Here is a 26326-nt window from a genome sequence, read left to right on the forward strand (position 1 = left end):
CCCCCGCCCGGGTACGCGCTCACGGATTCATTCGCAAGGTCGCTCACAAAAACCTTCCCCTTCCCGCCGAAACGATGCTAACCCCCGCATCTGGAGCGCCCGGTTCCGGGTGCGCGCGTTACTCCGAATGCCTGCCACGGACGTCGGTCGGATCCTCTCCTTCCGACAGCGCTTCCCACAGCTCGGCGTCCGGATCACGCGCCTTCTTGCGCGTGGCCGGGGCCGCGTACCGGGCCCCGAGCCGCGCGGCCCGCCCGGCGCCCTTGACGGCTGCCAACCCGCCCGCGGCGACGAGAATTCCCCCCAGCACGGCCAGGCCGCGGCCGAGCAGCATCTGCGTCACGGGCAGCCCGTCCGCCCAGCCGGAGAACCGGACGCCCGACACGCCGGACCACACGGCGGCGACACCGGCCAGCGCGAGCACGACGCCGAGCACGCGCCGCGCCCAGCCGCCGGTCGCGATCACCCCGGCCACCCCGGCCAGGGCGAGCAGGGCCAGCGGCACGAGCGCCGTCGCGCGCTGCTCGCCGGTCTCGCGGTAGAGCACCGTGCCGCGCACGCCGCCGTCGCGGAACTCGGCGAACCACGTCAGCCGTGACGCACCCCACAGCGCGAGCGCGCCGAGCAGGAGCGCGACCACGATCATCCACAGTGGACGCCGCGACGGCTTCGGCGCTTCGGACGGCTCAGACATGGGCGCTGTCCGCGGCCGGGTCGAGGACGCCCGCCGCCACCATCGTCTGCGCGGCGGCCACGGCCGACAGCACCGTGCGGGCCTTGTTCAGCGACTCGGTGTCCTCGTAGTCCGGCACCGAGTCGGCGACGACGCCGCCGCCGGCCTGGACGTGCGCGATCCCGTCCTTGACCAGCGCCGTGCGGATCGCGATCGCCGTGTCCGCGTCGCCGGCGAAGTCGAGGTAGCCGACGACGCCGCCGTACAGCGCGCGGCGGACCGGCTCCAGCTCCTCGATCAGCTCCATCGCGCGGACCTTCGGCGCGCCGGACAGCGTCCCGGCCGGGAAGCACGCGGTGACCGCGTCGAACGCCGTCTTGCCCTCGGCCAGCTCGCCGGTGACCGTCGACACGATGTGCATGACGTGGCTGTAGCGCTCGATCTGGAAGAAGTCGACGACGCGCACGGTGCCCGGCTTGCAGACCTTGCCGAGGTCGTTGCGGCCGAGGTCGACGAGCATCAGGTGCTCGGCGCGCTCCTTCTCGTCGGCGAGCAGGTCCTTGGCCAGCTGCGCGTCTTCTTCCGGGTCGGCGCCGCGCCAGCGCGTGCCCGCGATCGGGTGCGTGGTCGCGCGGCCGTCCCGCACGGTGACGAGCGATTCGGGGCTGGAGCCGACGATGTCGAAGCCTTCGAGCCGCAGCAGGTACATGTACGGGCTCGGGTTGGACGTCCGCAGCACGCGGTAGATGTCGAGCGCGTCGGCGGCGGTCGGGATCTCGAACCGTTGCGACGGCACGATCTGGAACGCTTCGCCGGCCTTGATCGCCTCGACGGCCTTCTCGACCGCCGCGTGGAAGTCCGCCTTCGACCGCTTGCGCGTGAACTCGGGCTCGGGCCGGTCGAACGCGGCGACCGTGGCCGGCGCGGGCACCTGCAACTGCTCGGTCATCGCGCTCAGCCGGGCGACCGCGTCGTCGTAGGCCGCGTCCACGCGCTCGGGCGAGTCGTCCCAGTTGACGGCGTTCGCGATGAGCGTGACCGTGCCCTCGTGGTGGTCGAACGCCGCGAGGTCGGTGGCCAGGAGCATGGTCAGCTCGGGGATGTCGAGGTCGCGCTCGGCCAGCTCCGGCAGCTTTTCCAGCCAGCGCACGGAGTCGTAGCCGATGTAGCCGACCATGCCGCCGGTCAGCGGCGGCAATCCGGGCAGCGGCTCGGTGTGCAACGCTTCGATCGTTTCGCGCAGCACGGTGAGCGGGTTGCCCTCGGACGGCAGGCCGACCGGCGGGGTGCCGGTCCAGACCGCTTTCCCGTCGCGGACGGTGAGCGCGGCCGGGCTGCGGACACCGATGAACGACCAGCGCGTCCAGGAGGCGCCGTTCTCCGCGGACTCGAAGAGGAACGTGCCCGGCCGGTCGGCGGCGAGCTTGCGGTAGACCCCGATCGGCGTCTCGCCGTCGGCGAGGACCCGGCGCACGACCGGGATGACGCGGCGGCTCTCGGCGAGGGCGCGGAAGTCCGCGCGGGACGGGCTGACCGAGCCGGGACCGGACTTGCTGCTCGAGGTGCTGACCATGACCCTCATTGTGCTGCACCCCCGGGAAGGGGTTTTCCCAGACCCCGAATTCAATGAGTGTTGAATTCGGGGGGTGCGTGCGTCATGATGGAGGGGTGAGCACCACCGAGCCTACTTCGCGACGCCGCGGCCGGCGCCCCGCCGGCCAGGACACCCGCACGGCGCTGATCGAAGCCGCGCGGGCCGTGTTCGCCGAAAACGGCTACGACGGGGCGACCGTGCGCGCGATCGCCACCCGCGCGGGCGTCGACGCGGCCATGGTCAACCACTGGTTCGGCGGCAAGGAAGGCCTCTTCGCCCAGGCGGTGCTCAAGCTGCCGTTCGACCCGCTCGAACTCCTGGAGATCCTCCGCGACGGCCCGGACGAGGAGCTCGGCGAGCGGATCGTGCGCACCTTCATCACCCGCTGGGACGGCGCGGGCGGCGGCGTGTTCGTGGCGCTCATCCGCAGCGTCACCGGCCACGAGCAGGCCGGGCACGTGCTGCGCGACTTCTTCCAGAAGTTCTTCACCGCACTGATCTCCTCGATCGGCGCGGACGACGTCTCGCTGCGCATGACGCTCTGCGCGTCCCAGATGGTGGGCATGGGCATGATCCGGTACGTGGCCAAGTTCGAGCCGTTCGCCACGGAGGAGGTCGAGGTCCTGGTGCGCGCGGTGGCACCGAACCTGCAGCGCTACCTCACCGGGGAGATCGGCTGACCCGCTCCCGGATCGCGTGGACGGCCAGGACGTACGGGCCGTCCACGGTTCCCACGACCATCGCCTTGCCCCAGCCGCCGACCCAGGCCTGCTTGTTCTTCCAGCCGGCCGACGGCGACAGCCGGAGGAGCGCCCAGGAGCGGCGGAGGGCGACCGCCGTCCCGTCGCGGAACTCCGCGTCCAGGTACCGCCCTTGGCTCCCTCCCAGCTGGTCGTCGGTCACGCCGGCCCGCCGCCATCCGGTGCGCTCGACGGCCCGGATCCGGCGCCGCCAGCCGGCCGCCAGCCCGATCGAGAACGGCAGGCCGAACAGGGCGGCCAGCATGGGGACCACGCCGGAGCCGAGCAGGACCTGGTTCTCGTTCTGTTCGTCGGCGGTGCGCACGCGCGCCGGGTCGGCCGGGTCGTAGATGACGATCACCTGCTCGCCGACCTGGTAGGCGCGGTTCGACTCCCAGACGAGGTCGTCGGTCCGGTCGCCGTGGCGCACCCGGATGTGCGACGTGCCCTTGCGGTTGTGGAACACGCCGACGACCACACCGGGCTCGTGGAAGCCGGTGGCGAGCAGGTCGTCAGCGGCCGCCCCGGCCAGGGCGACGCCGGTGAACCCGGCCGCGAACACCACCGCCCAGCCCACGGCGAAGCCCGTCGCGCGATGGGAAGCCCGGCGCAGGCGGGCGTTCAGTTCCGGGTGGTCACCGTCGGCGGGATCCGCCGCGGGCAGCCACCGGCCGAGGTCCACGGCGGCGGCCGGCGCGCTGCGGTTCAGAAGCCGCAGCGCGTACCAGCCGAGGGCGGCGAACGGGAGGGAACCGGTCAGGAGGATCGCGTTGCCCGGCAGATCGTCGTCGCCGGCGAAGAGCGAGTACACCGTGGCCCCTGCGAAGAGTGTGGAAAGGAGCGAAAAGACGACGGAGACGACCACCCAGAATGCCCGCATGGAGTGATCGTAGGGCCGCTGACCTGCGTGGACGCTGGGAGAAACGGCACACGGCACCGGGGCAACCGAGTGGTGCCGCCAAGCGTGTGGAAAGTGCGCCGCCGTCAGGGGTCCGGCTGCCACCGGTAGGTTTCGGCGCGGGCCCCGAACAGCACCGGGTTGTCGCGCGCCGGCGGGTTCGGGGGCACCAGCACCGTCATCGCCGGCCCGTGCCCGGCGACGATCGCCGGCAGGTCCGGCCGTTCCGCCAGGGCTCGCACCGCGAAGCCGGCTTGCCAGGACCGGAGGGCGATCCGGCTGCCGTCCGCGAAGCGCACGGCGATGGCGGCCGACGTGTCCGCCCTCGAGCGCAGCCCGGCCACGGTGACGACCGCACTCCGCCAGCCCGTCCGGCGTGCCGCCTGCGCGCGCCGGTCCGCGACGAAACCGCAGTAGCCGCCGTACGCCGCGATCGCCGGGCCGATGACCATGAGCGGCACCTGGCCGCTGACCACGCACGCGACCGCGACCAGGATCTCCAGGACCAGGAACGCCGCCAGCCGCCGGAACCGCCGCTCCAGCGCGGCCGTGCCGTGGGCGGACCACTCCGGTGCGCTCTTTTCCGGCGCCGGCAGCCAATCCGCGTCGACGCGGGTCTTCACGGGACGCGGGGCTCGCGGGCCCCGACCGGCACGGCGTAGGGCCACTGGCCGGGCTCCTCCGGCGGGAACAGCACGACCATGAAGCGGCCCGCCCCGCCGACCCAGACCTCCTGCGAGTGCGCGTGTCCCCGGGCGCCGACCAGGTGCGTCGAAGCGACGGGGTACAGCAGGATCCGGCTGTGGTCGCGGTAGCGGACACTGACCTTGCTGGTGTCCGCCCGGCCCGACGGCGTGAAGACCAGGACCTCGGCGGCGCGCCAGCCGTCGGCGACGACCGCGGCGTGCCGCTTGCGCCATTCGATCGCCGAGTCCACGAAACACAGGATGCCGATGACCGCGCCGGCCAGCACGAGCCCGAGCATGATGCCGCCCGCGCCCGCCGGGACGTGTTCGCGCGCGGGTAGTACCCCGGCGGCCGTCACCACCGCGATCACGGCGACGCCCACCAGCACACCGAAGAGCCAGGCCCGGGTGCCGTAGTCCCACAGCCGTTCGGTTTCGACGTCGAGGTCGAAGCGGGCCGTCGGGCGGCGGCCGTCCGACGGCGGGAGCCAGGCGTCCGGCTCGTGCTCGGGCGCCTCTTCCTTGCCCATCCACGACAACGTGAACGCGTACAGCAGCGTCAGGAGGGCACTCGCGCCCCCGACGACCGCGAGCGTCAGGAACCGGCCGAGGACGAGCAGCACGACGAGCACCGCGACCACGAGCGCACACCACAGCCCCAACGCGACGCGGCAGCCCGTCGAACCCGGGACGGCGCGGTCATCCCCCGACCCCATTCCCCCAGCGTACGCGGGGGATCAGCGCGAGAGAAGGAGCGCGATGAGCGCCAGCGCGCCCGGCAGCACCTGCACGAAGAGGATGCGCTTGTTCGCCGTCGCCGCGCCGTAGAGGCCCGCGACGATCACGCAGACGATGCCGTACAGCTTGAGCTGGAAGCCCGTCGGGTCGCTCGCGATGAGACCCCACACGAGCGCGAGCGCCAGGAAACCGTTGTACAGCCCCTGGTTCGCGGCCAGTGGCGCGCTCTCCTTCGCGAACTCCTCGGTGGTGCCGAAGGCCGCGCGGGCCCGGGGCGTCGTCCAGAGGAACATCTCCAGGACGACGATGTAGACGTGGATCAGGGCGACCAGCCCGACCAGGACGTCGGCGACGATTGTCACGCGTGCTCTTTCTCATCGGCGAGGAGCAGGCGCTCTTCGGTGTCGAAACAAGTGTGCGTGCCGGTGTGACAGGCCGGGCCGGTCTGGTCGACGCGCAGCAGGACCGTATCGCCGTCGCAGTCGATCCGCACCTCGCGGACGTGCTGGTAGTGCCCGGACGTCTCGCCCTTGACCCACAGCTTCTCCCGGCTGCGCGACCAGTACGTGCCGCGGCGGGTGGCGAGGGTGGCGGCGAGCGCGTCGTCGTTCATCCAGGCCATCATCAGCACGTCCGAAGTGGCGTGCTCGACGACGACCGCGGCGATCAGGCCGTCGGCGTTGCGCTTGAGGCGCGCCGAGACGGCCGCGTCCAGGGTCATGCCCGTACTCCCAGGAGGTGCCGCTTCACCGGCATCGAGTTGAACAGGACGAACGCGTAGCCGTACCCCGCGAAGGACAGGCCGGAGAACAGCTTGTTCCACCACAGCGCGGCGGCGAGCAGCAGGAACGCGTGCAGCAGCGCGAACACCACGGTGATGACGAGCCCGCCGATCCGGGCGCTGCCGAGCTTGAGCACGAGCCCGGTCGTCACGACGCCGCCGAGGACGAGCGCGAGCGCGGGGATCCGGAAGATCGCCAGGCCCGACCCGGCACCGATGACCGGGATGAGATCGAGCAGCGCCCACGCGACCGGCAGCCCGACCAGCAGCGCGGCGACGACCTTGACCTCGACGGGTGCCTGCCAGGACTTCATCGGATCTCGACCCCGCCTTCGCGCAGCGCGTCCTTGACGTCGCCGATCTTGAGCTGTCCGAAGTGGAACACGCTGGCCGCGAGGACCGCGTCGGCGCCGGTGCGGACGGCCGGCAGGAAGTGCTCGACCGCGCCCGCTCCCCCGCTGGCGATCACCGGGACCCGCACGGCCTTGCGGACCAGCTCGATGAGCTCGAGGTCGAAGCCGTTCTTGGTGCCGTCGGCGTCCATGGAGTTCAGCAGGATCTCGCCGACGCCGAGCTCCTCGCCGCGTGCGGCCCACTCGACGGCGTCGATGCCGGTGCCGCGGCGGCCGCCGTGGGTGGTGACCTCGAAGCCGGACGCGGTGGGCTCGCCGCCCTCGGGCACCCGGCGCGCGTCGACCGACAGGACGATGCACTGGGAGCCGAACCGGCGGGAGGCCTCGTGGAGGAACTCCGGCCGGGCGATCGCGGCGGTGTTGATGCTCACCTTGTCCGCGCCGGTGCGCAGCAGGCGGTTGACGTCGTCGTTGCTGCGGACGCCGCCGCCGACGGTGAGCGGGATGAAGACCTGCTCGGCGGTGCGGCGGACCACGTCGTAGGTGGTCTCGCGGTCGCCGGAGGACGCCGTGACGTCGAGGAACGTCAGTTCGTCGGCTCCCTCGGCGTCGTAGCGCCGGGCCAGCTCGACGGGGTCGCCGGCGTCGCGGAGGCCGGCGAAGTTGACGCCCTTGACGACCCGGCCCGCGTCGACGTCGAGACAGGGGATCACCCGCACCGCGACAGACATGCCCACCAGCGTAGTCAAGGGGCATCTAAGCTCGGCCAATGGCACGGGCGGGGCGGCGGCCGGGGCAGACCGAGACGCGCGAGAAGATCCTCGACGCGGCGCGGCACCGGTTCGCCGAGCTGGGGTACGACGGCGCGACGGTCCGCGGGATCGCCGCCGACGCGGGAGTCAACGCGGCCCTGCTGCACCACTTCTTCGGCAGCAAGCAGCAGCTGTTCGCGGCGGCGATGAACCTGCCGGTGAACCCGGCCGAGCTGGTCCCGGTGATCCTCGCGGGTCCCCGCGAGAGCGTGGGCGAACGGCTGGTGCGCGCGTTCCTGGCGGTGTGGGCGTCGCCGGAGGGCCGGACGCCGTTCATCGCGATGCTGCGCGCGGCGGCGACGAACGAGCAGGTCGCGCTCATGATGCGCCAGTTCATCGAGCGCACGGTGCTGGCCGAGGTGGCGCGCGCCCTGGACGTGCCGAAGATCCGGGTGACCGGGATCGCGTCGCAGATGATGGGTGTGGCCCTGCTGCGGTACGTGATCAAGCTGCCCCCACTGGCGGAGGCGGACGACGAGGAGATCGTGGCACTGCTGGCCCCGGTGGCGCAGTACTACCTCGACGGCCGCGAAACTGTCGGTCCCCCGCCGTAAAATGGAGACCGGGGGCTGCGCCACATCGCTCGTTCACGTCCCGGCCATCCGATTCGTCTAGTTTGCCGCGCGTGCGCAGACTTCTCCCGGTGGCCGTGGCCGCCCTCGCCCTGCTGACCGCCGTCCCCGCTTCCGCCACCCCTCGCAATCCGTCGCCGGTGGTGCAGACCGAGACGTTCGCCGAGCCCGCCGACGCCGACGACCCCGCCATCTGGGTCCACCCGCACGACCCGGCGCGCAGCGTCGTGCTGGGGACGCTGAAGGAGGGCGGGCTGGCGGCGTTCGACCTGAACGCGCGGACGCTGCAGCGGGTCCCGGCCGGGCCGGGCGGGCGGTTCAACAACGTCGACGTCGTCGGCGACCTGGCCGTGGTCAGCGACCGCGGCCGCGACCGGATCCGGGTGTACCGGATCGACCCGGACGCCCCGCAGGTGCTGCGGGACGTGACCGACCCGGCCGCCGCCCGGGTGTTCCCGGAGTCCGAAGTGGACGAACAGCGCACCGCGTACGGCCTGGCGGCGGGCCGCGACCCGGTCACCGGGATCCGCTGGGTGGCGGTGACCCGCCGCCACGAGACGCGGGTGGCGCTGCTGCGGCTGGTCGACAAGCCGGGCGGCGTCGGCACGGCTCCGCTCGCGACGATCGACCTGCCGTCGTCCTTCCGGCTGCCGAACGGGGTGTCCTGGTCGCCGTGCGAGGAGCCGGGCGAGCGGCCGCAGCTGGAGGGCTCGGTGTTCGACGGCCGCGTGCTCTACACCGCGCAGGAGGACGTCGGGATCTGGCGGATCCCGCTCACCCCGGCCGGCTTCGGGCGTCCCGAGCTCGTCGACCGGGTGCGTTCGTACGGGGTCCCGTCGCGCTGGGACGACGTCGCCGAGGAGTGCGTGCCGTCCGGGGCGGATCCGGGCTTCGGCGGCCAGTGGCTCGAGGCCGACGCCGAAGGCCTGGCCGTCGCGCACGGCAAGCTGTTCGCCTCCAGCCAGGGCGACTCCCGGTTCGTCGTGTACGGCCCGCACACCCGTGACCTGCGGATCGTCGCCGACCGCGGCACGGACTCGGTGGAGCATTCGGACGGCTCGGCGATCAGCACGGCGTACCTCGGCCGCCGGTTCCCCCACGGCCTGCTGGTGGTCCACGACGGCGAGCGGGGCGACGCGGGAACCGGCTTCGCCTTCCTGCGGCTGGAGGACGTTCTGTAAATACTTCTCAGACCCGTGCATCAGCCCGGCCCCCTCACGCGTCCATGGGGTGACGAAGGGACGTGCGTGGGTTTCGAAGAGTTCGTGGCGGAGCGGCTGGACGGGCTGCTCCGCTACGCGACCGTCCTGACGGACGACCCGCACCTGGCGCAGGACATCGTCCAGGACGTGCTCCTGCGCGCCCAGCAGCGGTGGGACGGCATCGACCACCCGCCGACGTACGTGCGGCGGATGGTCACCAACGAGTACCTGTCGTGGCGGCGGCGGGCGGTGCGGCGGGTGGTGCCCAGCAGTCACGACGTCCTCGACGCGCTCGGGCCGCCGGCGGCCGACCCGGCCGCCGCCTACGACGAGCGGGACGCGATGCTCGGCCTGCTCGCCACCTTGCCGCGCAAGCAGCGCGCCGCGGTCGTGCTGCGGTACTACGAGAACTACTCCGACGCCGAGATCGCCGCGGTCCTGCGCTGCGGCGCCTCCACCGTGCGCAGCCAGATCTCCCGCGCCCTGACGACCCTGCGCCGGGCCCCGCACGCCACGACCCTCACCGGAGCCCCCGAATGACCCGCAGCGAGCACGAGACCGAGACGCTGATCCGGGACAGCCTCGACCGCCTCGCCGCCCGCGCCCCGGACGGCGACGCGGTCCGCGACGCGCTGGCCCGAGCCGGCCGCAAGCCGCGGCCGGTGGCCCGGCTCGCGCTGGTGGCCGCCGCCGTGGTCGCGGTGGTGGTCGGGGTCGTCGTCGGCACCCAGGCGTTCACCACGGCCGACCTGGACCCGGCCGCGGGCCGTCCGGTGCTCGGCTACAGCCCGGGCTGGCTGCCCGGTGGCTTCACCGAGCAGTACCGCGAGGGCGGCCCCGGCACCGCGCCGCAGGTCCGGCGGTGGTTCGCCGGGCCGGCCGAGATCACGCTGTCGGCGTACTCCACCGCCGACCCCGTGTGGTCGCAGACCGCGGTGCGGATCGCGTCGCTCAAGGACCAGGTCCTGGTGCACGGCCGCGTCGCCATGGTCACCGGCGACACCGCCGGCGCCGCGCTGCTCACCTGGCTCGCCGACGACGACCACGTGCTGACCGCCCGGGTCGCGGGTGTCCCGGACGCCCGGGCGGTCGCCCAGCACGTCGCGGACTCGGTCACCCCCGCCCCGGTCGGCGTCCGCGGTGAGCTGCGGTTCGGCTCGCTGCCGGCGGGGCTGGCCGAGCGGTCGGCCGCGGTCCGGGGCAGCGGCCCGGGGGACGCGTCGACCGAGCTGACCGCGGCGGCCCCGGGCCGGCCCGCGGTCCGCGTCACGGCGAGCGCAGGCTCCCCCGGGGTGAACGGCGCCGCCGCCGTCACCGTGCGCGGCGGCCCGGGGTTCTTCGTGGCCCCGGCGAACGGCGAGGAGGCGATGGTCGCGGTCCGGCTGCCGTCGGGGCGCTGGCTGACGGTGGTGGGCCCGTTGGCGGAGGCCGAGCTGGTCGCCGTCGCCGACGCCGTCCAGCTCGACCCCTCGCCCGACTACCGGTGGCTCGGGCGGGCTACCAGCTGACCGCCGGGAACCAGATGATCCCGAGCCGGCCGAGCACGCGGACGTCCCAGTAGAGCAGCGTGAACGTGCCGCCGACGAGCAGCGCCGCGCCGGTCACCGTGGCGATCCGGGCGGGCTTCGCGGCGAGCCAGCGCTGCACCCGGCCGCCGGTGGCGTGCGTCAGGAGCAGGAACAGCACGCCCATGATCACGATGTTGCCGAGCGACTGCAGCGCGAACGCGGCGGCGCCGTAGAAGACGTTGTGCTGTTCGGCGGCGCTGCGGAACATGATCCGGAACAGCGGGTAGGGCCGGCCGATGAGGAACCCGCCGATGAGCGCGCCCATCAGGACGAGCGGGGCCGCCGGGTGCCGGGCGACGAACCCGGCGAACGGGTTCCGGACGATGCCGAGCGCGATCAGGCCCATGACCAGGAAGACCAGGCCGACGACACCGAACGCGACCATCGACTGGATGCTGCGCGGGCTCAGGCCGGAGGTCTGCGCGGTGGAGAACTGCGGCATCCGCGTGCCGACGAGGGCGACGATCACGCCGTAGCCGATCGACACGGCGAGCATGCCCGCGGCGATCCAGCCGAGCGGCTTGAGCGTGGTCGCGAAGCGCCGTTTCTCCCCGGCCTGGCCGCCGACCAGCGGGGCGACCGCGCCGAACGCGGCGATGTTGCAGGCGGTGAAGGACCCCGCGAGGCCGGAGACGAACGCGAAGAGCGTCCCGGCGAGGACCCCGCTGATCGGGGTGGCCTTCGCGTCGTAGCCGAGCAGCCCGTTCGCGACGCTGTCGCCGATGACGGAGTCGACGAACGGCGCGGACCAGAGCGCGGTCAGCGCGAACCCGGCGAGGACCGCGATCACGGCGATCACGGCCCGGCGCGCCGGATACGGCCCCGCGCCGAAGAACTGTGCCTGCGGGTGAACCGGTACCTGCTGTGTGACGGCCATCGACATTCCCTCCAGCTCAGGGGAACTCCCAGGTCACAAAGCGTTTCAGACACGAGTGTTGAAACGCTTCCGCCGCTCGTGTGGGTTCTCGCGGCGATCGGACTAGGTATTTCGGCCCTCTTGACGGCGGGAACGCACCGGGCGCAGAATTAAACGCATGACTAATTCAGCCCTCGAGGTCACCGGCCTGCGGGTCCGGCGCGGTGGCCGGCAGGTGGTGCGGGACGTGAGCTTCGCGGTGCCGCGCGGCGCCGTCACCGGGCTGCTCGGCCCGAGCGGCTGCGGCAAGACGACGCTGATGCGGGCCATCGTCGGCGTGCAGATCGTCGAAGGCGGCACCGTCACGGTCCTGGGCCTGCCCGCCGGCAGCCCGCCGCTGCGGCGCCGGATCGGTTACGCCACCCAGAACCCGGCGATCTACGCCGACCTCACCGTGCGGGAAGCCCTGCGCTACTTCGCCGCGGTGCTGCGCGCGCCGGTGTCCGATGTGGACAGAGTCATCGCCGAGGTCGGCCTGGAAGAGCACGCCGGCAAGCTCGTCGGGTCGCTGTCGGGCGGGCAGCACAACCGCGCGAACCTCGCCGTCGCCCTGCTCGGGAAGCCGGAGCTGCTGGTGCTCGACGAGCCGACCGTCGGGCTCGACCCGCTGCTGCGCGACGAGCTCTGGGCGCTCTTCCGCCGGCTCGCCGACGGCGGCGCCACGCTGCTGGTGTCCAGCCACGTCATGGACGAAGCCGCGCGCTGCGACCGCCTCCTGCTCATGCGCGAAGGCACCCTCCTGGCCGACGACGCGCCGCTCGCCCTGCGCGAGCGCACCGGCACCGCCGACCTCGAACAGGCCTTCCTCCACCTGGTGCGGGCCGCCTCGTGAACGCCGCGCTGACGCTCGCGACCACGCGGCGCATCCTCACGCAGCTGCGGCACGACCCGCGCACCGTCGTGATGCTGGTCCTGGTGCCGACGCTGCTGATGATCCTGCTGCGGTACGTGTTCAACTCGGCGCTGGTGTTCAGCCACGTCGCGCCCGCGCTGCTCGGCGTGTTCCCGTTCCTGATCATGTTCCTCATCGCGTCGATCACGACGCTGCGGGAGCGGACCACCGCCACCCTCGAACGCCTGATGACGCTGCCCATCGGCCGGCTCGACCTGCTCTTCGGCTACGCGCTGGCGTTCGGCTCGATCGCCGTGGTCCAGGTGGCGCTCGCGGCGGGCGTCTCGCTGTGGTGGCTCGGCCTCGACCTCGCGGGTTCGGTCGTGATGCTGCTGGTGATCGCCGTCCTCGACGCGCTGCTGGGCATGGCGCTCGGGTTGTTCGTCAGCGCGTTCGCCCGCACCGAGTTCCAGGCCATCCAGTTCATGCCGGTGTTCGTGCTGCCGCAGATCCTGCTGTGCGGGCTGTTCGTGCCGCGCGAGGACATGGGCTGGCTGCTGCGCTGGCTTTCGGACGTCATGCCGCTGTCGTACGCGGTCGAGGCGCTGACCCGCGTCACGGCGTCGTCGACGGTGGACGCGGTGATCCTGCGGAACCTCCTCGTGGTCGCGTGCTGCGCGCTGCTGGCGCTGGTGCTCGGCGCGGCGACGTTGCGGCGCCGGACGCCGTGACTACCGTGGTGCCATGGCATCCGAAACGGACCGGCTCGCGGCCGAGCGCTACGTCGTCCTGACCACGTTCCGGCGCGACGGGCGCGCGGTGCCGACCCCGATCTGGGTGGCCGGCGAGGCCGGCGAGCTCGTCTTCAACTCGGTGCGGGACACGGGCAAGGTCAAGCGCATCCGCAACAGCGGCCGCGTCGAGGTCCAGGCGTGCGACCTGCGCGGCAAGAAGACCCACGGCGCGGTGGCGAGCGGGCAGGCGCGGCTGCTGGACCTCGACGAGACCCGGCGGATCCAGCAGGTGATCGGCCGCAAGTACGGCGTCTTCGGGCGCGTGTCGATGTTCTTCTCGAAGCTGCGCGGCCCGGCCGACCGGACGATCGGGATCGCCGTCAAGCTCGACGGCTGAAGCTGCGGAACCCGCGGCGCAGGTAGTTCGGCAGCGCGTTCGGGTGGTCGAGCGTCGAGGTGTGCAGCCAGACCCGGCGGGCGCCGGGCAGCGCCCACGCGTCGGCCACGACGAGGGTGAGCGCGTAGCCGCCGAGCCCCTTGCCGACGAACTCCGGCAGCAGGCCGAAGGTGGTGATCTCGACGTCGCCACCGGGCTGCGGCTCGATGTCGGCGGCGCCCGCGACGTCGCCGCGGTACTCGACGAGCCGGTACTGCCGGCCCGGTTCGGCGAGCCAGCTTTCCCAGTCTTCGTCGGTCCTCGACGCGCTCGGCCACCGGTACGGCGTGCCGATCCGGACGTGCAGGTCGCGGATCGCCGGCCCCGCCGCGGTGGCTTCGAGCGCGACGCCGTCGACGACCGGCGCGGGGTTGAGCTGCTCGGCCGCGGTCATTTCGAGCTCGGTGACGATCTCCTCCACCCGCGGCAACCTACGGCCCCCGGGGTCCGCTGTCAGCCCCTTATCGGGGGCGGACTCGCCGCGCGCAGCGCCGCGGCCATGGCGGCCGAGTCGTGGTCCGGGCCGCAGCCTTCGACGAGCACCAGGTCACCCGGGATGTGGTCGGCCCGCAACCGCAGGATCTCCCGGTAGGCGGGTGAGCCGTACCACTCGCGCGCCGCGGCGAGGCTCGGGAACTCGATGACCACGAGCGCGCCGAGCCATTCGCCTTCCACGACCTCCACCGGCGAGCCGTGCACGACGAACTTGCCGCCGAAGGGGTCGAGCGTCGCTTGGATCCGCTCGAGGTACTGGAAGACGTCCTCGGGGAGCACGGCGGGCGGGCGCAGGTGGGCGAGTCCGTAGGCGGTCATGGCGTTCCTTCCGTTGTCCTGGAAGGAATCCTGACGCTTGGCGGGTACGGCGTCGATTACGCCGGAGGTAACGCTAGAGCTTCGCGACCGCGGCGAGGGCCTCGGGCAGCGTGAACGCCCCGGCGTACAGCGCCTTCCCGACGATCGAGCCCTCGACGCCGTCCGAGGCCAGGCCGGCCAGCGCGACGAGGTCGTCCACACTGGACACCCCGCCGGAGGCGATCACCGGTGCGTCGGTGCGGGCGACGACGTCGCGCAGCAGGTCGAGGTTCGGGCCGCGCAGGGTGCCGTCCTTGCTGACGTCCGTCACGACGTAGCGGGACGCGCCGTCGCGGTCCAGGCGCTCCAGGACCTCCCACAGCTCGCCGCCGTCGGAGGTCCAGCCGCGGGCCGAGAGGCGGTGGCCGGCCTCGGTGATCCGCACGTCGAGGCCGATCGCGACGCGGTCGCCGTACTCGCCGATCACCCGCGTCGTCCACTCCGGGTCCTCGAGCGCGGCGGTGCCGAGGTTGACCCGGCGGGCGCCGGTGGCCAGCGCGGCCTTCAGCGACGCGTCGTCGCGGATGCCGCCGGAGAGCTCGACCTGCACGTCGAGCCGGCCGACGACGTCGGCGAGCAGCTCGCGGTTGCTGCCCTTGCCGAAGGCGGCGTCGAGGTCGACCAGGTGGATCCACTCGGCGCCGTCGCGCTCCCAGGCGAGCGCCGCTTCGAGCGGGCTGCCATAGGAGGTCTCGGTGCCGGCCTCGCCCTGGACGAGTCGCACGGCCTGGCCATCGGCCACATCAACGGCGGGAAGCAGCGTGAAAGTCACGCCGGTAACTCTAGGGCGGAGACGCGCGTCACCCGGTCAGAGGGTCGCGAGCCAGTTGCGCAGCAGGTGCGCGCCGGCGTCGCCGGACTTCTCCGGGTGGAACTGGGTGGCCCAGAGCGGCCCGTTCTCGACCGCCGCGACGAAGTCCTCGCCGTGGTCGGCCCAGGTGACCTTCGGCTCCTGGCCGATGCCCGATTCCAGCTCCCACTTGCGGGCGGCGTAGGAGTGCACGAAGTAGAAGCGCTCGTCCGCGCCGAGACCGGCGAAGAGCTGCGAGTCCGCCGGCGCGCGCACGGTGTTCCAGCCCATGTGCGGCAGGACGTCGGCGTTCAGGCGGTCGACGACGCCCGGCCACTCCCCCGTGCCCTCGGTCTCCTCGCCGTGCTCGACGCCGCGGGAGAAGAGGATCTGCATGCCGACGCAGATGCCGAGCACGGGACGGCCACCGGCGAGGCGCTTGCCGATGATCCGGTGGCCCTTGACCTCCAGCAGGCCAGCCATGCACGCCGAGTACGCGCCGACGCCGGGCACGACCAGGCCGTCGGCCTCGATCGCGGCGTGCGGGTCGGCGGTGACCTCGACTTCGGCCCCGGCGCGCGCCACGGCGCGTTCGGCGGAGCGGAGGTTGCCGGAACCGTAGTCGAGGATCACCACACGAGACACGCCACCCAGCGTAGCCGGAGGGCTCAGCGGCGCTCGAACGAATACACGTCGGTCACCGTGTTGCACGGCGCCGGCGGCACGACCTCCACGCGCAGCACGCCGGCGTCGTAGTCGACGCCTTCCGGGGTGAAGGTGCCGGTGCACGTGCTGACCAGCGGGACCTGGCCGATTTCGCGCACCTTCGCGGTGACGTCGTGGCCGTTGACCGGCCGCGGGAGGTCGATCTGCAGGAGCTGCAGGTTCGTCGGGTACAGGTCGTTGTACGGGTCGCTCGTCGCGCAGATCAGCCGCGTCGGGCTGACGAAGTCGCAGCCCTGGGCGCTGCGGATGTGGTGGTCGAGGTGGATGCGGGCGGCGACAGGCAGGTCGCCGGCCTGCTTCGGGCCGCGGGGGTTGAGGAACGGCGTCGCGGAGACGTAGAGGCGGTCGATCTCGCCGAGCGGGCCGGAGACCAGCCACTGGCCGTCCGGGGTGGCCGCGACCTGGGCGTTGGCGTTGGGCGCGGGTTCGTCGGCCTGGAGCGGGTGGACGAACTCCGTCGTGGTGCCGTCGGGCTTGGTGACCAGGTACATCTTCGTCGTCGGAGTGGGGCTGACGGTGTCCTGGTAGACGTCGAAGACGTAGCCGCGCAGCGAGTCCGGGTCGCCGACGTGGCCCCAGCCCTCGTCCTTGAGCGGCTGCGGGATGGTGGCGCCGTTGCGGTAGACGATCTCGGGGGTGTGGCCGGGCAGGCGCAGCGTGGTGACGCCCTCGCCGCTGACCCGGTTCTCGGCGGTCGTGTGCCCGACCTGGCGCCAGGGGTTTTCGTGCGCCGTGGCGACGCCGGTGGTCGCGAGCAGGGCGGTGGTGGTGAGGGCGAGCAGACTGGCCGCGCGCATGTGCGCTCCTCGGGAGTAGAGGCCTTGGCGGCGGCGACGCGATTCTGCCACGGCGGGGTCACCGGCCGGAAGAATCTTGGAGAAGGACGTTTGAGGCTCCCGGCCACCGGGTACCAAGTCATCCGATCGTGTGGGCTGACCCCGGCACGACCGGACGCCAGGAGGCGAAGATGACTGAGGACGACTTGCTGTCCCAGATGCTGCACGCCTGGCGTGACGACATCGAGAGCGTGCCGTTCCCCCAGTTCAGCGAGCTGCTGATCCCCCGTCAGCAGATCCGGCCGCGCTGCACACCGTCCGCGTCTGCTGCCCGCGTGACGAACGCCACGCGGAGGACAGACGCCTGACTGTGGTTTCCTGCGGGGGCCGCATCGACGCGTCCCCCGGGAGCCCTCATGAGCCGCACCCCTGATCCGCACGACTTCCTCGACCTCGACGCCGGGCTCGCCGAAGAGGAACGCGCCATCCGCGACGCCGTCCGCGCGTACGCGAAGGACCACCTGCTGGACCACGTCGCGGACTGGTACGAATCGGGCGCGCTGCCGGCTGCCGAGCTGGCCAAGGGCTTCGGTTCGCTGGGGCTGCTGGGCATGCACCTGGAGGGCTACGGCTGCGCCGGCACGAGCGCGGTCGCGTACGGCATCGCGTGCCGTGAGCTGGAAGCCGTCGACTCGGGGCTGCGCAGCTTCGTGTCGGTGCAGGGTTCGCTGGCGATGTACGCGATCCACAAGTGGGGCAGCGAGGAGCAGCGGCAGGAGTGGCTGCCGCGGATGGCCACCGGTGACGCGCTGGGCTGCTTCGGGCTGACCGAGCCGGACGCGGGCAGCGACCCGGGCTCGATGCGGACGCGGGCGGTGCGCGACGGGTCGGACTGGGTGCTCTCGGGCACGAAGATGTGGATCACCAACGGAACGGTCGCCGACGTCGCGGTCGTCTGGGCCCAGACCGACGACGGGATCCGCGGCTTCGTCGTCCCGACGTCCACCCCGGGGTTCACGGCCAACGAGGTCAAGCACAAGCTGTCGCTGCGGGCGTCGCTGACGGCGGAGCTGGTCCTGGACGGCGTCCGGCTCCCCGATTCCGCGGCGTTCCCCGAGGTCCGGGGCTTGCGCGGGCCGCTGTCGTGCCTGAACGAAGCCCGCTACGGGATCCTGTTCGGCGTCGTCGGCGCGGCTCGTGCCTGCTACGAGGCGGCGCTGGAGTACACGCTGTCGCGGTCGCAGTTCGGCAAGCCGCTGGCGGGGTTCCAGCTGACGCAGCGCAAGCTCGCCGACCTGCTGGTCGAGGTCAACCGGGCCGGGCTGGTGGCGCTGCAGATCGGGCGGCTCAAGGACGCCGGGACGCTGCACCACAACCACGTGAGCTTCGGGAAGATGGCGAACGTCCGCTCGGCGCTGGACGCGGCGCGCACGGCCCGCTCGATGCTGGGCGCGAACGGGATTTCCCTGGAGTACCCGGTGATGCGCCACATGGCGAACCTCGAGACGGTGCTGACGTACGAGGGCACCGAGGAGATGCACGCGCTGTCGCTGGGCCAGGCCGTGACAGGGCTGGCGGCGTTCCGCTGATCCGTTTTTGTCGGTGGCAGCCGGTAGCTTCCGGTTCGTGGACTTTTCTTCTTTCGAGACGGTGCTGGAACTGCGCCGCTACACGCTGCACCCGGGTCGGCGCGACGAGCTGATCGAGCTGTTCGAGCGCGAGTTCGTCGAGCCTCAAGAGGCCGCGGGGGCGCACTTGTTCGGGTTGTTCCGGGTGCCTTCGGCGCCGGACGAGTTCCTGTGGCTGCGGGGTTTCCGGTCGCTCGCCGAGCGCAAGGCGGCGCTGGAGGAGTTCTACTTCGGGCCGGTGTGGAAGGCGCACCGCGACGCGGCGAACGCGACGATGGTCGACTCGGACGACGTGCACCTGCTGCGTCCGGTCCTTCGCGGCCTGGCGTCCCCGCCGCCGGGATCGGAGGTGTTCCTGACGGTTTCCCCCGCTTCGGCGCCCCCGGCCGCCGCGTTCGCGGCGTTCGAGACCGAGCCGTCGGAGAACACCTTCCCCCAGCTTCCGGTCCACACCGGCGGCCCGGTGTCGGTGTGGTTCAGTCGCGAGGCTTCGCCGTCGAGCGAGCGGTTGGCGGCGACTTCGCGCTCATTGCTCCGTTGAAAGCAGCTCGGTGAGCCCGTGGGGGTAGAGGATCTTGGTGCCGTCGCGGAACTCCTGGAGGTCGACCCACCGCGCGGTGGCCGGGTCGTCGAGGATCTTCATCTCGTCCCGGGCGTAGATGCCGGCGTCGACGAAGGCGGCTTCGTAGACGAAGGCGATCTCGTGCCCGGGGTTGCCGCGCCAGGTGAAGACGTTCTCGAGCACCCCCACCCGTTCCTTGACGACGACCTCGGCGTCGAGCTCCTCGCGGAACTCGCGCACGAGGGCGGCTGCGCTGTGCTCGCCGAACTCGACCCCGCCCCCGAGCGGCCGGTAGTAGGTCTCGCCTTTGACGTCGTCGTGGCCTTCGAAGACGAGGATCTGCTCGCGCCGCCGGAGCAGGCCGAGCGCGATCGGCCGGATGCTGGACCCCATACCGCCCACGCTAGCGGGGTTCGCCTCCCGGAGCACGACCCCGAGACGGCCGAGCCGGGGCCGGAACGCCGTCGAGGACGATCACCGGGAACGTCCGGTCGGTGTTCTGCTCGTAGGCGGAGGTGCCGTCGGAAACCAGGCGGTACAGGCGGTCGCGTTCCTCACCCGCCGTCACGGCGGCGCGGGCCTGGTAGGAGCCGTCGCCGAGCTCGACCGTCACGGCCGGGTCGGCTCGCAGGTTGTGGAACCAGGCCGGATGCTCCGGGGCGCCCGCCTTGGATCCGACGACGAAGACGCGGCCGCGGTCGTCCACGCCGAAGCCGAGCGGCACGGTCGTCCGGCGTCCGGTGCGCGCCCCGGTCGTGGTCAGCAGCAGGATCGGGAACGGAGGTCGGCTGACCGCGCCGTGCCGGGCGCGGAATTCGCTGATCACGCCTTGGTTGTAGGTCCGGAAGTCCTCGTCGGATGGCACGGTGGACATGGCGCTCCTTCGTCTCTCGCTCTCACCCGATGCAGACCGCCCGCGCCCGCGGAAGGAATCGGCCTCGGCGCCTACTCCCCCAGGAAATCCCGGATCGACAGCCGCAACGACCCCGCGTCCAGCCCGTGCGCCAGATCGTGGTCGGCGATCCCGCCGTAGGTCCGGACCTCCGCGTCCCGCCGGACCCCCAGGGACCGCAACCGGTGCGGCAGGTCCGCCAGCGCCTCCGACACCCAGAACGCCGAAGTCCCGGCCAGGTAGGGCTCCACGAGGACGACCGAGCCGGACGCGGCCAGCACGGCCGAGCGAAGGCCGGCGGAATCGAACGGCCGGATCGTCGACGCGTACAGCACCGTGACGTCCAGGTCCGCACACGCGCGCAGCACCCGGTCCAGCACCGGCCCCACCGCCACGACCACGCCCGCCGACCCGGACCGCAGCCGGGTGAACCCGACACCGAGATGCGGCGACGCGTTCACCTGCGCCGAAAGCCGCAGGTAGACGCGCCCGTCGCCGGGAACGGACTCCAGCAGCAACCGGCGGGCTTCGGCGGCGTGGCCGGGAACGTGGACCGTCCAGCCCGGCAGCGAGTCCATCAGCGCGACGTCACCCGGCGACTGGTGCGTCCGGCCCGCGGTCGGCATGTCGTACGACGCGCCGTAGGACACCAGGACCCCGCCCACCTCCTGGTGCGAGAAGTCCAGCTTGACCTGCTCGAACGCGCGCTCCACCAGGAACGACGCGAACGTGTGCACGATCGGCCGCAGCCCCGCCAGCGCCAGGCCCGCGCCCGTGCTGACCAGCAGCTGCTCGCGGATCCCCACGTTGATCACCCGGTCCGGGTGCCGGTGCGCGGCGCCGGCCAGCTGGGCCGCCGAGATGTCGGCCAGCACGACCGCCACGTCCGGGTCGGCGTCCAGGATCTCTTCGGTCGTCCGCAAAAACGTTTCCCTCACGGAAATCAGCCCTTCGGTTCGACAACCGCGACGACCGCCAGCGGCCGTCCCGGGTGCGGGGTGGTGAACGCCTCGTGCAGCGCGTCGTGGTCGCGGCCGGACACCGTGCGCGTCTCCCAGCCCTCGACGTCGAAGCGGCGGGCGATGCCTCCCGGCCAGCCGCGCGTCGACGACCGGTTGTCGATCACCACCGTCGTCAGGTTTTCCAGGCCGAACCGCGCCGCGACGACGATCGCTTCGTGGTTCGAGCCCTCGTCCAGCTCGGCGTCGCCGATCAGCGTCACGACTTTCGACGGCAGCCCGCGGGCGCGCAGGCCCAGCGCCGTGCCGAGCGCGATCGGGAGGCCGTGGCCGAGGGAGCCGCTGGAGATCTCGACGCCGGGGACGCGGCGGCGGTCCGGGTGGTGGCCGAGGCGGGACAGCGCGTTGGACCACGTCGGCAGTTCGGCCTCGTCGAGAAAGCCCTTCACGGTGAGCACGGCGTAGTACGCCATCGGGCCGTGTCCTTTGGACAGCAGGAACCGGTCTCGCTCGGGGTCGCGGAAGTTCGCCGGCGTGACGTCGAGCACGCGGTCGTAGAGCACCCACAGGACGTCCACAGTGGACTCCGCGGCGGCGTGGTGCTTGTCGTCGCCGGTCATCAGCGAGATCAGGCGCGGGAGCTCGGCGTAGCCCGGTTCGGTCGCAGTGGTCATGCTCCGACGATGCAACCTCGACTAAACTAGAAGTCAAGGATAGCCTGAGCTGGTGACGAGGCTAGCTGAACATCTCAGCATCGGACAGGTGGCGGACCGCAGCGGGGTGCCGCACACGGCACTGCGGTTCTACGAGGAGAAGGGGCTGATCAGCTCGGAGCGATCGGCGGGCAACCAGCGCCGCTACCCGCGTTCGGTGCTGCGGCGGATCGCGTTCATCCGCGCGGCGCAACGGGTCGGGCTCTCCCTGGAGGACATCAGCTCGGCGCTGGCGTCGCTGCCGGCCGACCACGCGCCGACGAAGGCCGACTGGGCGCGGCTGTCCCGCGACTGGCAGCACGAGCTCGACGCGCGGATCGACGCCCTGCAAAGGCTTCGCGACCGGCTCACCGGCTGCGTCGGCTGCGGGTGCTTGTCGCTGCGCAGCTGCGCGTTGTACAACAACGACGACGAGCTGGCGCGCTTCGGGCCGGGAGCGAGCAAACTGCGCCCGGCAGTCGAGGGCGGCATCTAAATCGCTTGCTCGCAGGGGGATCCTGGGGAGGAAATGAACGAGAAAGAATTGACCCGCATCTCCAAGCGGCTTTCGCTGCACCTGCGCCACGATCCCGCAGCCATCGGCCTCACCCTCGCGCCCGACGGCTGGGTCGAGGTCGATGCCTTGGTGCGTGCGCTGAAGATCACCCGCGAACAGCTCGACGAAGTAGTCGAGACGAACAACAAGCGCCGGTTCGCGTTCGACGAGACCGGCACCCGGATCCGCGCGAGCCAGGGCCACAGCGTTCCGGTCGACCTCGGCCTGGCGGACGCGACCCCGCCGGAGGTCCTGTTCCACGGAACGGTGGCGAAGTTCCTCGACCCGATCTTCCACGAGGGGCTGCGCCCGATGAACCGCCACGCGGTCCACCTGTCGGCAACAGTCGACACGGCAAGGAAGGTCGGCGCCCGCCGCGGAAAGCCGGTGGTCCTCAGAGTGGACGCGGCAGCGATGACGGCGGCGGGCCACACGTTCCAGGTGAGCGCGAACGGCGTGTGGCTGACGGAGTCGGTGCCCCCGGAGTACCTCAACCGCATCGGCTGAGGCACAAGCAGCAGCGGACTCGCGTACCCAGAGGGACGACACGCGTACCTGGCCGGTCGGCTCACGTACCTGGACGGTCGGCTCGCGTACCCAGAAGGTCGGCTCACGTACCCAGCCGGACAACTCGCGCACCCAGCCGGACGACGCGCGTACCTGAACCGTCGGCCCGCGTACGCAGAAGGTCGGCCCGCGTACCTGGACGGTCGGCTCGCGTACCCAGAGAGTCTGCTCGCGTGATTGGGCGGGCATCGCCCGTGATTCGGCGGGTAGCGCGTGGGGTCAGGGGGTTGGGACTGGGGTTAGCGTGCGGCGGCGGGGGCGGCCCAGGAGGCGGCGGCCCACGTCCAGCAGTTCCGTGCGCAGCTCTTCGTCGCCCAGGCGGGCCAGGTCCGGGGAACCGCCGGCCATCGCGATGCCCGTCAACGTCACCAATGCGTTGACCCGGGTCGTCGCGTCCGGGTCGGGGCCCGACAGGATGCCCAGCAGCGCCTGGCCGAAGCCCTCCATGCCGCCGTGGGCCGACTTCTCGATCGCGCGGGCGATGCCCGGGTCGCTCGAAAACAGCGCCACCAGTGCGCGGTGCCGGATGACCAGGTCGACGAACCCCTCCAGCAGCAGGTCCACCTGCGCGCCCCGGCGCTTCTGCGCGGCCGCGCGGCGCACGAGGTCGTCCAGGTCGCGGACGCCCGGCTCGGCCACCGCCTCGGTGATCTCCGCCTTCGTCTTGAAGTGGTAGTAGACCGCCGCCTTCGTGACCCCGAGCGCGTCGGCGATCATCTGCAGCGACGTGCCCTCGACACCGTGTTCGGTGAACAGCCGCAACGCGGTCTGCAGCAGTCGGGACCGGGTGTCCTCGGCCGGGCCGGCGGTCATTCTTCCTCCTCAGCGAGCCGTCGGAGCGTACGTCACTCCCTGTCGATCGGCAAACCGTCCACTAGCCGATCGGCTGGGGCAAACCTTGCTGTTCGGCAAGTCACATACTTGCCGATCGGCTTGGAACTCCCCTTGCCGATCGGCTAGCTTGGGCAACAACCAGATCGAGTGAACCGACCCCGTCCGGGGGAAACGGAGCTGACGCGTGGCGACCTTCCTGTACCGGCTCGGCCGGTTGTCCTTCCGACGGCGGGCGCTGGTCGCCGCCGTCTGGGCGGCCGTCCTCGTGGCGCTCGGGCTGGGCGCCCTCACGCTGTCCGGCCAGCTGTCGAACTCGGTGACGATCCCCGGCACCGAGTCGCAGCGGGCGATCGACCAGCTGACCGCGAAGTTCCCGCAGGCCAACGCCGGGGGCGCCACCGCACGCGTCGTCATCGAGGCGCCCGCCGGCACCTCCGTGACCGACGCGAAGGGCAAGGCCGCCGTCGAGTCCCTGGTCGGGCAGCTGAAGACGGCGCCGAAGGTCGCGGTCGTCGTGGACCCGTTCCAGGCGCAGTCGATCTCCCCCGACAAGCGTGTCGCCCTCGCCCAGGTCAGCTACGGCGCGAAGGCGTACGAACTCACCGACAGTGACCGCCAGGCGCTGCTCGACGCCGCGAACGCCACTCGCGACGCCGGGTTCACCGTCGAGTTCGGCGGCGACGCCGTGCAGGGCATCCCCGAAACCGGCGCGACCGAGGGCCTGGGTGTCGCGGTCGCCGCCGTCGTGCTGATCATCACCTTCGGCTCGCTGATCGCCGCCGGGATCCCGCTGCTCACCGCGTTGATCGGCGTCGGCACCGGGATGGGCGGCATCTTCCTCGCTTCCGGGTTCCTCGAGCTGAACTCGAACACGCCGATCCTGGCGCTGATGATCGGGCTCGCCGTCGGCATCGACTACGCGCTGTTCATCGTGTCGCGCTACCGGCACGAACTCAGCCTCGGCCGCGACCCCGAAGAAGCCGCGGGCCGCGCCACCGGCACCGCCGGCTCGGCCGTGGTGTTCGCCGGGCTGACCGTGATCATCGCGCTGGCCGGCCTGACCGTCATCGGCATCCCGTTCCTCGGCCAGATGGGTGTCGCCGCGGCCGTGACCGTCGCGGTCGCCGTGGTCATCGCCCTGACGCTGCTGCCCGCGATCCTCGGCTTCGCCGGCGCCCGGGTCGCCGGCGAGCGGATCCGCCTGCGCCGCAAGCCGGTCGAAACGACGCACGGCGAGCGCTGGGCGCGGTTCGTCGCGCGCCACCGGTGGCCGGTGCTGCTCGTCGCGGTGGCCGGGATGGCCGTCGTCGCGCTGCCCGCCCTCGGCATGCAGCTCGGCCTGCCCAACGACGCCACCGCCGCACCGGAGTCCACGCAGCACAAGGCGTACGAGATCGCCAGCCGCAGCTTCGGCGAGGGCTCGAACGGGCCGCTGCTGGTCGTCGTCGACACCGGCGCGAGCACCAACCGCCAGGCCGCGCTCGGCCAGGCTGCGGCCGACATCCAGAAGCTGCCCGACGTCGCCGCCGTCACCCCGGCGCGGGTCAACCAGACCGGGGACACGGCGTTGCTGACGGTGATCCCCCAGAGCGGGCCGAGCAGTACCCGGACCGAAGACCTGGTCGCCGCGATCCGCGCCGAGTCCGGCGTGCTGGAGAACGCGACCGGCGCGAAGCTGGCCGTCACCGGGCAGACCGCGGCGAACATCGACGTCTCGGAGAAGCTGTCCGACGCGATGCTGCCCTACCTCGGCCTGATCGTCGGGCTGGCGTTCATCCTGCTGATGCTGGTGTTCCGCTCGGTCGTGGTGCCGCTGAAGGCGACGATCGGCTTCCTCGGCTCGGTCGCGGCGACGTTCGGCGCGGTGGTCGCGGTGTTCCAGTGGGGCTGGCTGACGGATCTGCTCGGCGTCGAGTCGACCGGGCCGATCATGAGCATGCTGCCGATCCTGCTCATCGGTGTCCTCTTCGGACTCGCGATGGACTACCAGGTGTTCCTGGTGACGCGGATGCGCGAGGAGCACGTCCACGGCGCGGAGCCCCAGGAGGCGATGGTGACGGGCTTCCGCCACGGCGCGCGCGTGGTTGTCGCGGCGGCGTTGATCATGATCAGCGTGTTCGCCGGGTTCGTGCTGGCGGAGTCGACGCTGATCCAGTCGATCGGCTTCGCGCTGGCGTTCGGCGTGCTGGTGGACGCGTTCGTGGTCCGCATGACGCTGGTGCCGGCGGTGATGTCCCTGCTCGGCCGCGGCGCGTGGTGGCTGCCGAAGTGGCTGGACCGGATCCTGCCGGACGTCGACGTCGAGGGCGAGAAGCTGACGAAGCACCTGGACGCTGCGCCGGACGACGACGAGCGAGAGCTGGTCGGCGCGAGCCGCTGAACGAACACGGAGAAGGCCCCCTCACCCGAGGGGGCCTTCTCCGTGTACTCGCTGGGGGCTTTCCGAGAAGGTGGTTCGAGGGGGTGATGCGGACATGACGTCCGACCCGGGCCACCGGCTCCTGGACTTTCTTCGCGACCTCCGGGCAGCCACTGCGTGGCAGGTGGTCACCGAGGACACCGGCACGGGGTCGAAGTGGCAGCTCGGCGGAGTGACGTGGCGGGCGACCGTGCTCGTCGAGCGGCGCTGGCTCGGGCTGCAGTTCGAAGCGTGGGAACCGGTCACCGGTCGGCGCGCCACCTACGACATCGACACCGACCTCTACGACATCTCGCGAGACGCGCACCGCGAATTCGCCGAGGAGATCGAACGCGACATCATCGAATTCCTCGGCAACCTGAAGAAGGGGCTCGTCGGGCGCGGGACCGACGGGGCCAAGTTCGTGCTCGTCTTCCCGCTGGACGGGTCCTTCGTCCGGGTCGTCCAGGGCCGCTTCGCGACCAGCGCGTCCACACACGCCGATCTCGCCGCGGCCCTGGCCGGCGGTGGGCACGTCCCGGTGGCGTGAACGGGCCCG

At 71.9% G+C, this 26326-nt stretch carries 35 protein-coding genes; 15 read left to right on the top strand and 20 right to left on the bottom strand.

Features of this window, described 5'->3' with window-relative positions:
• Nucleotides 1–118: 118 nt before the first annotated feature.
• Both QSK39_RS42700 and QSK39_RS42705 read right to left on the bottom strand, forming a co-directional pair.
• Nucleotides 119–646, bottom strand: a complete 528-nt coding sequence (locus tag QSK39_RS42700; RefSeq protein ID WP_285483643.1) for a Trp biosynthesis-associated membrane protein — start codon at nt 644–646, stop codon at nt 119–121.
• A 40-nt stretch (nt 647–686) separates the two neighbouring features.
• Nucleotides 687–2246, bottom strand: coding sequence for an anthranilate synthase component I (locus QSK39_RS42705; protein ID WP_284741019.1), 1560 nt, complete (start codon nt 2244–2246; stop codon nt 687–689).
• A gap of 53 nt (nt 2247–2299) precedes the next feature.
• Between QSK39_RS42705 and QSK39_RS42710 the strand changes: the two genes are divergently transcribed.
• A complete protein-coding gene (locus QSK39_RS42710) occupies nt 2300–2947 on the top strand; it encodes a TetR/AcrR family transcriptional regulator (RefSeq protein WP_502873357.1) in 648 nt (215 codons plus the stop codon).
• On the opposite strand, the gene QSK39_RS42715 is transcribed toward QSK39_RS42710, so the two are convergent.
• From QSK39_RS42715 to hisF, 7 genes are all read right to left on the bottom strand, one after another.
• Nucleotides 2928–3887, bottom strand: a complete 960-nt coding sequence (locus QSK39_RS42715) for a DUF3592 domain-containing protein (RefSeq protein WP_285483491.1) — start codon at nt 3885–3887, stop codon at nt 2928–2930. The genes QSK39_RS42710 and QSK39_RS42715 overlap by 20 nt on opposite strands.
• Before the next feature lie 104 nt (nt 3888–3991).
• Nucleotides 3992–4528 carry a hypothetical protein gene (locus tag QSK39_RS42720; protein WP_285483492.1) on the bottom strand — a complete coding sequence of 179 codons (537 nt, stop codon included), beginning with the start codon at nt 4526–4528 and terminating at the stop codon, nt 3992–3994.
• On the bottom strand, nt 4525–5307 hold the full coding sequence (locus QSK39_RS42725; RefSeq protein WP_285483493.1) for a hypothetical protein: 783 nt from the start codon (nt 5305–5307) through the stop codon (nt 4525–4527). Before QSK39_RS42725 ends, QSK39_RS42720 begins: the two co-directional genes overlap by 4 nt.
• Before the next feature lie 21 nt (nt 5308–5328).
• On the bottom strand, nt 5329–5691 hold the full coding sequence (locus QSK39_RS42730) for a DUF1304 domain-containing protein (protein ID WP_285483494.1): 363 nt from the start codon (nt 5689–5691) through the stop codon (nt 5329–5331).
• Entirely contained in the window at nt 5688–6050 is a 363-nt protein-coding gene (hisI, locus tag QSK39_RS42735) for a phosphoribosyl-AMP cyclohydrolase (protein WP_285483495.1), read from the bottom strand. Before hisI ends, QSK39_RS42730 begins: the two co-directional genes overlap by 4 nt.
• Nucleotides 6047–6424, bottom strand: a complete 378-nt coding sequence (locus QSK39_RS42740; RefSeq protein WP_285483496.1) for a hypothetical protein — start codon at nt 6422–6424, stop codon at nt 6047–6049. The genes hisI and QSK39_RS42740 overlap by 4 nt, the downstream gene beginning before the upstream one ends.
• The gene (hisF, locus tag QSK39_RS42745; protein ID WP_285483497.1) at nt 6421–7194 is read right to left on the bottom strand and encodes an imidazole glycerol phosphate synthase subunit HisF; all 774 of its coding nucleotides are present in this window, start codon (nt 7192–7194) and stop codon (nt 6421–6423) included. The genes QSK39_RS42740 and hisF overlap by 4 nt, the downstream gene beginning before the upstream one ends.
• Before the next feature lie 38 nt (nt 7195–7232).
• On the opposite strand from hisF, the gene QSK39_RS42750 reads away from it, so the two are divergent.
• From QSK39_RS42750 to QSK39_RS42765, 4 genes are all read left to right on the top strand, one after another.
• On the top strand, nt 7233–7829 hold the full coding sequence (locus tag QSK39_RS42750; protein WP_285483498.1) for a TetR/AcrR family transcriptional regulator: 597 nt from the start codon (nt 7233–7235) through the stop codon (nt 7827–7829).
• Between the two features lie 89 nt (nt 7830–7918).
• Entirely contained in the window at nt 7919–9028 is a 1110-nt protein-coding gene (locus QSK39_RS42755) for a phytase (RefSeq protein ID WP_285483644.1), read from the top strand.
• A gap of 66 nt (nt 9029–9094) precedes the next feature.
• Nucleotides 9095–9589: a sigma-70 family RNA polymerase sigma factor gene (locus QSK39_RS42760; protein WP_285483499.1), complete on the top strand. Its 495-nt coding sequence runs from the start codon at nt 9095–9097 to the stop codon at nt 9587–9589.
• Nucleotides 9586–10557: a hypothetical protein gene (locus QSK39_RS42765; RefSeq protein WP_285483500.1), complete on the top strand. Its 972-nt coding sequence runs from the start codon at nt 9586–9588 to the stop codon at nt 10555–10557. The genes QSK39_RS42760 and QSK39_RS42765 overlap by 4 nt, the downstream gene beginning before the upstream one ends.
• On the opposite strand, the gene QSK39_RS42770 is transcribed toward QSK39_RS42765, so the two are convergent.
• Complete coding sequence (locus QSK39_RS42770; RefSeq protein ID WP_285483501.1) at nt 10547–11494, bottom strand: hypothetical protein; 948 nt, start codon at nt 11492–11494, stop codon at nt 10547–10549. The two genes, QSK39_RS42765 and QSK39_RS42770, sit on opposite strands and share 11 nt — an antisense overlap.
• 157 nt (nt 11495–11651) lie before the next feature.
• Here QSK39_RS42770 and QSK39_RS42775 point away from each other — a divergent pair, with 157 nt between their 5' ends.
• Genes QSK39_RS42775 through QSK39_RS42785 form a run of 3 tightly spaced genes read left to right on the top strand, consistent with a single transcriptional unit; the run spans nt 11652 to nt 13496 of the window.
• Nucleotides 11652–12365, top strand: a complete 714-nt coding sequence (locus QSK39_RS42775) for an ABC transporter ATP-binding protein (protein ID WP_285483502.1) — start codon at nt 11652–11654, stop codon at nt 12363–12365.
• Nucleotides 12362–13096: an ABC transporter permease gene (locus QSK39_RS42780; RefSeq protein WP_285483503.1), complete on the top strand. Its 735-nt coding sequence runs from the start codon at nt 12362–12364 to the stop codon at nt 13094–13096. The genes QSK39_RS42775 and QSK39_RS42780 overlap by 4 nt, the downstream gene beginning before the upstream one ends.
• Before the next feature lie 13 nt (nt 13097–13109).
• The gene (locus QSK39_RS42785; protein WP_285483504.1) at nt 13110–13496 is read left to right on the top strand and encodes a PPOX class F420-dependent oxidoreductase; all 387 of its coding nucleotides are present in this window, start codon (nt 13110–13112) and stop codon (nt 13494–13496) included.
• Here the strand turns inward: QSK39_RS42785 and QSK39_RS42790 are convergent.
• From QSK39_RS42790 to QSK39_RS42810, 5 genes are all read right to left on the bottom strand, one after another.
• Nucleotides 13480–13956 carry a GNAT family N-acetyltransferase gene (locus QSK39_RS42790; protein ID WP_285483505.1) on the bottom strand — a complete coding sequence of 159 codons (477 nt, stop codon included), beginning with the start codon at nt 13954–13956 and terminating at the stop codon, nt 13480–13482. The two genes, QSK39_RS42785 and QSK39_RS42790, sit on opposite strands and share 17 nt — an antisense overlap.
• A gap of 32 nt (nt 13957–13988) precedes the next feature.
• A complete protein-coding gene (locus tag QSK39_RS42795) occupies nt 13989–14348 on the bottom strand; it encodes a DUF1330 domain-containing protein (RefSeq protein WP_285483506.1) in 360 nt (119 codons plus the stop codon).
• A 73-nt stretch (nt 14349–14421) separates the two neighbouring features.
• On the bottom strand, nt 14422–15159 hold the full coding sequence (gene priA, locus QSK39_RS42800; protein WP_285483507.1) for a bifunctional 1-(5-phosphoribosyl)-5-((5-phosphoribosylamino)methylideneamino)imidazole-4-carboxamide isomerase/phosphoribosylanthranilate isomerase PriA: 738 nt from the start codon (nt 15157–15159) through the stop codon (nt 14422–14424).
• A 36-nt stretch (nt 15160–15195) separates the two neighbouring features.
• Nucleotides 15196–15813, bottom strand: coding sequence for an imidazole glycerol phosphate synthase subunit HisH (gene hisH, locus QSK39_RS42805; RefSeq protein ID WP_285483645.1), 618 nt, complete (start codon nt 15811–15813; stop codon nt 15196–15198).
• A gap of 32 nt (nt 15814–15845) precedes the next feature.
• The gene (locus QSK39_RS42810; protein ID WP_285483508.1) at nt 15846–16700 is read right to left on the bottom strand and encodes a hypothetical protein; all 855 of its coding nucleotides are present in this window, start codon (nt 16698–16700) and stop codon (nt 15846–15848) included.
• Nucleotides 16701–16870: 170 nt separating this feature from the next.
• Between QSK39_RS42810 and QSK39_RS42815 the strand changes: the two genes are divergently transcribed.
• From QSK39_RS42815 to QSK39_RS42825, 3 genes are read left to right on the top strand one after another with little or no spacing between them, the layout of a single operon-like run.
• Nucleotides 16871–17047: a hypothetical protein gene (locus QSK39_RS42815; RefSeq protein ID WP_285483509.1), complete on the top strand. Its 177-nt coding sequence runs from the start codon at nt 16871–16873 to the stop codon at nt 17045–17047.
• 48 nt (nt 17048–17095) lie between these two features.
• A complete protein-coding gene (locus tag QSK39_RS42820; protein ID WP_285483510.1) occupies nt 17096–18268 on the top strand; it encodes an acyl-CoA dehydrogenase family protein in 1173 nt (390 codons plus the stop codon).
• Nucleotides 18269–18305: 37 nt separating this feature from the next.
• Nucleotides 18306–18848: an NIPSNAP family protein gene (locus QSK39_RS42825; RefSeq protein WP_285483511.1), complete on the top strand. Its 543-nt coding sequence runs from the start codon at nt 18306–18308 to the stop codon at nt 18846–18848.
• Here QSK39_RS42825 and QSK39_RS42830 read toward each other — a convergent pair.
• From QSK39_RS42830 to QSK39_RS42845, 4 genes are all read right to left on the bottom strand, one after another.
• A complete protein-coding gene (locus tag QSK39_RS42830; RefSeq protein ID WP_285483512.1) occupies nt 18834–19262 on the bottom strand; it encodes an NUDIX hydrolase in 429 nt (142 codons plus the stop codon). The genes QSK39_RS42825 and QSK39_RS42830 overlap by 15 nt on opposite strands.
• A gap of 10 nt (nt 19263–19272) precedes the next feature.
• The gene (locus tag QSK39_RS42835) at nt 19273–19743 is read right to left on the bottom strand and encodes a nitroreductase/quinone reductase family protein (RefSeq protein WP_285483513.1); all 471 of its coding nucleotides are present in this window, start codon (nt 19741–19743) and stop codon (nt 19273–19275) included.
• A 71-nt stretch (nt 19744–19814) separates the two neighbouring features.
• Nucleotides 19815–20705 (bottom strand): transketolase family protein, encoded by an 891-nt coding sequence (locus QSK39_RS42840; protein ID WP_285483646.1) that lies wholly within the window; start codon nt 20703–20705, stop codon nt 19815–19817.
• Nucleotides 20705–21394: a thiamine pyrophosphate-binding protein gene (locus tag QSK39_RS42845; protein ID WP_285483514.1), complete on the bottom strand. Its 690-nt coding sequence runs from the start codon at nt 21392–21394 to the stop codon at nt 20705–20707. Before QSK39_RS42845 ends, QSK39_RS42840 begins: the two co-directional genes overlap by 1 nt.
• Nucleotides 21395–21446: 52 nt before the next feature.
• Here QSK39_RS42845 and soxR point away from each other — a divergent pair, with 52 nt between their 5' ends.
• Both soxR and QSK39_RS42855 read left to right on the top strand, forming a co-directional pair.
• Nucleotides 21447–21908 carry a redox-sensitive transcriptional activator SoxR gene (gene soxR / locus QSK39_RS42850; RefSeq protein ID WP_284740995.1) on the top strand — a complete coding sequence of 154 codons (462 nt, stop codon included), beginning with the start codon at nt 21447–21449 and terminating at the stop codon, nt 21906–21908.
• Between the two features lie 33 nt (nt 21909–21941).
• Nucleotides 21942–22475 (top strand): RNA 2'-phosphotransferase, encoded by a 534-nt coding sequence (locus tag QSK39_RS42855; protein ID WP_285483515.1) that lies wholly within the window; start codon nt 21942–21944, stop codon nt 22473–22475.
• A 279-nt stretch (nt 22476–22754) separates the two neighbouring features.
• On the opposite strand, the gene QSK39_RS42860 is transcribed toward QSK39_RS42855, so the two are convergent.
• Nucleotides 22755–23348 carry a TetR/AcrR family transcriptional regulator gene (locus tag QSK39_RS42860; protein WP_285483516.1) on the bottom strand — a complete coding sequence of 198 codons (594 nt, stop codon included), beginning with the start codon at nt 23346–23348 and terminating at the stop codon, nt 22755–22757.
• A 205-nt stretch (nt 23349–23553) separates the two neighbouring features.
• Between QSK39_RS42860 and QSK39_RS42865 the strand changes: the two genes are divergently transcribed.
• The gene (locus QSK39_RS42865; protein WP_285483517.1) at nt 23554–25749 is read left to right on the top strand and encodes an MMPL family transporter; all 2196 of its coding nucleotides are present in this window, start codon (nt 23554–23556) and stop codon (nt 25747–25749) included.
• A 94-nt stretch (nt 25750–25843) separates the two neighbouring features.
• Nucleotides 25844–26317: a hypothetical protein gene (locus QSK39_RS42870; protein ID WP_285483518.1), complete on the top strand. Its 474-nt coding sequence runs from the start codon at nt 25844–25846 to the stop codon at nt 26315–26317.
• Nucleotides 26318–26326: the final 9 nt, after the last annotated feature.

It is taken from the genome of Amycolatopsis sp. NBRC 101858, from assembly GCF_030269325.1.
In the GTDB taxonomy this organism is placed as follows: Bacteria; Actinomycetota; Actinomycetes; order Mycobacteriales; family Pseudonocardiaceae; genus Amycolatopsis; species Amycolatopsis ponsaeliensis.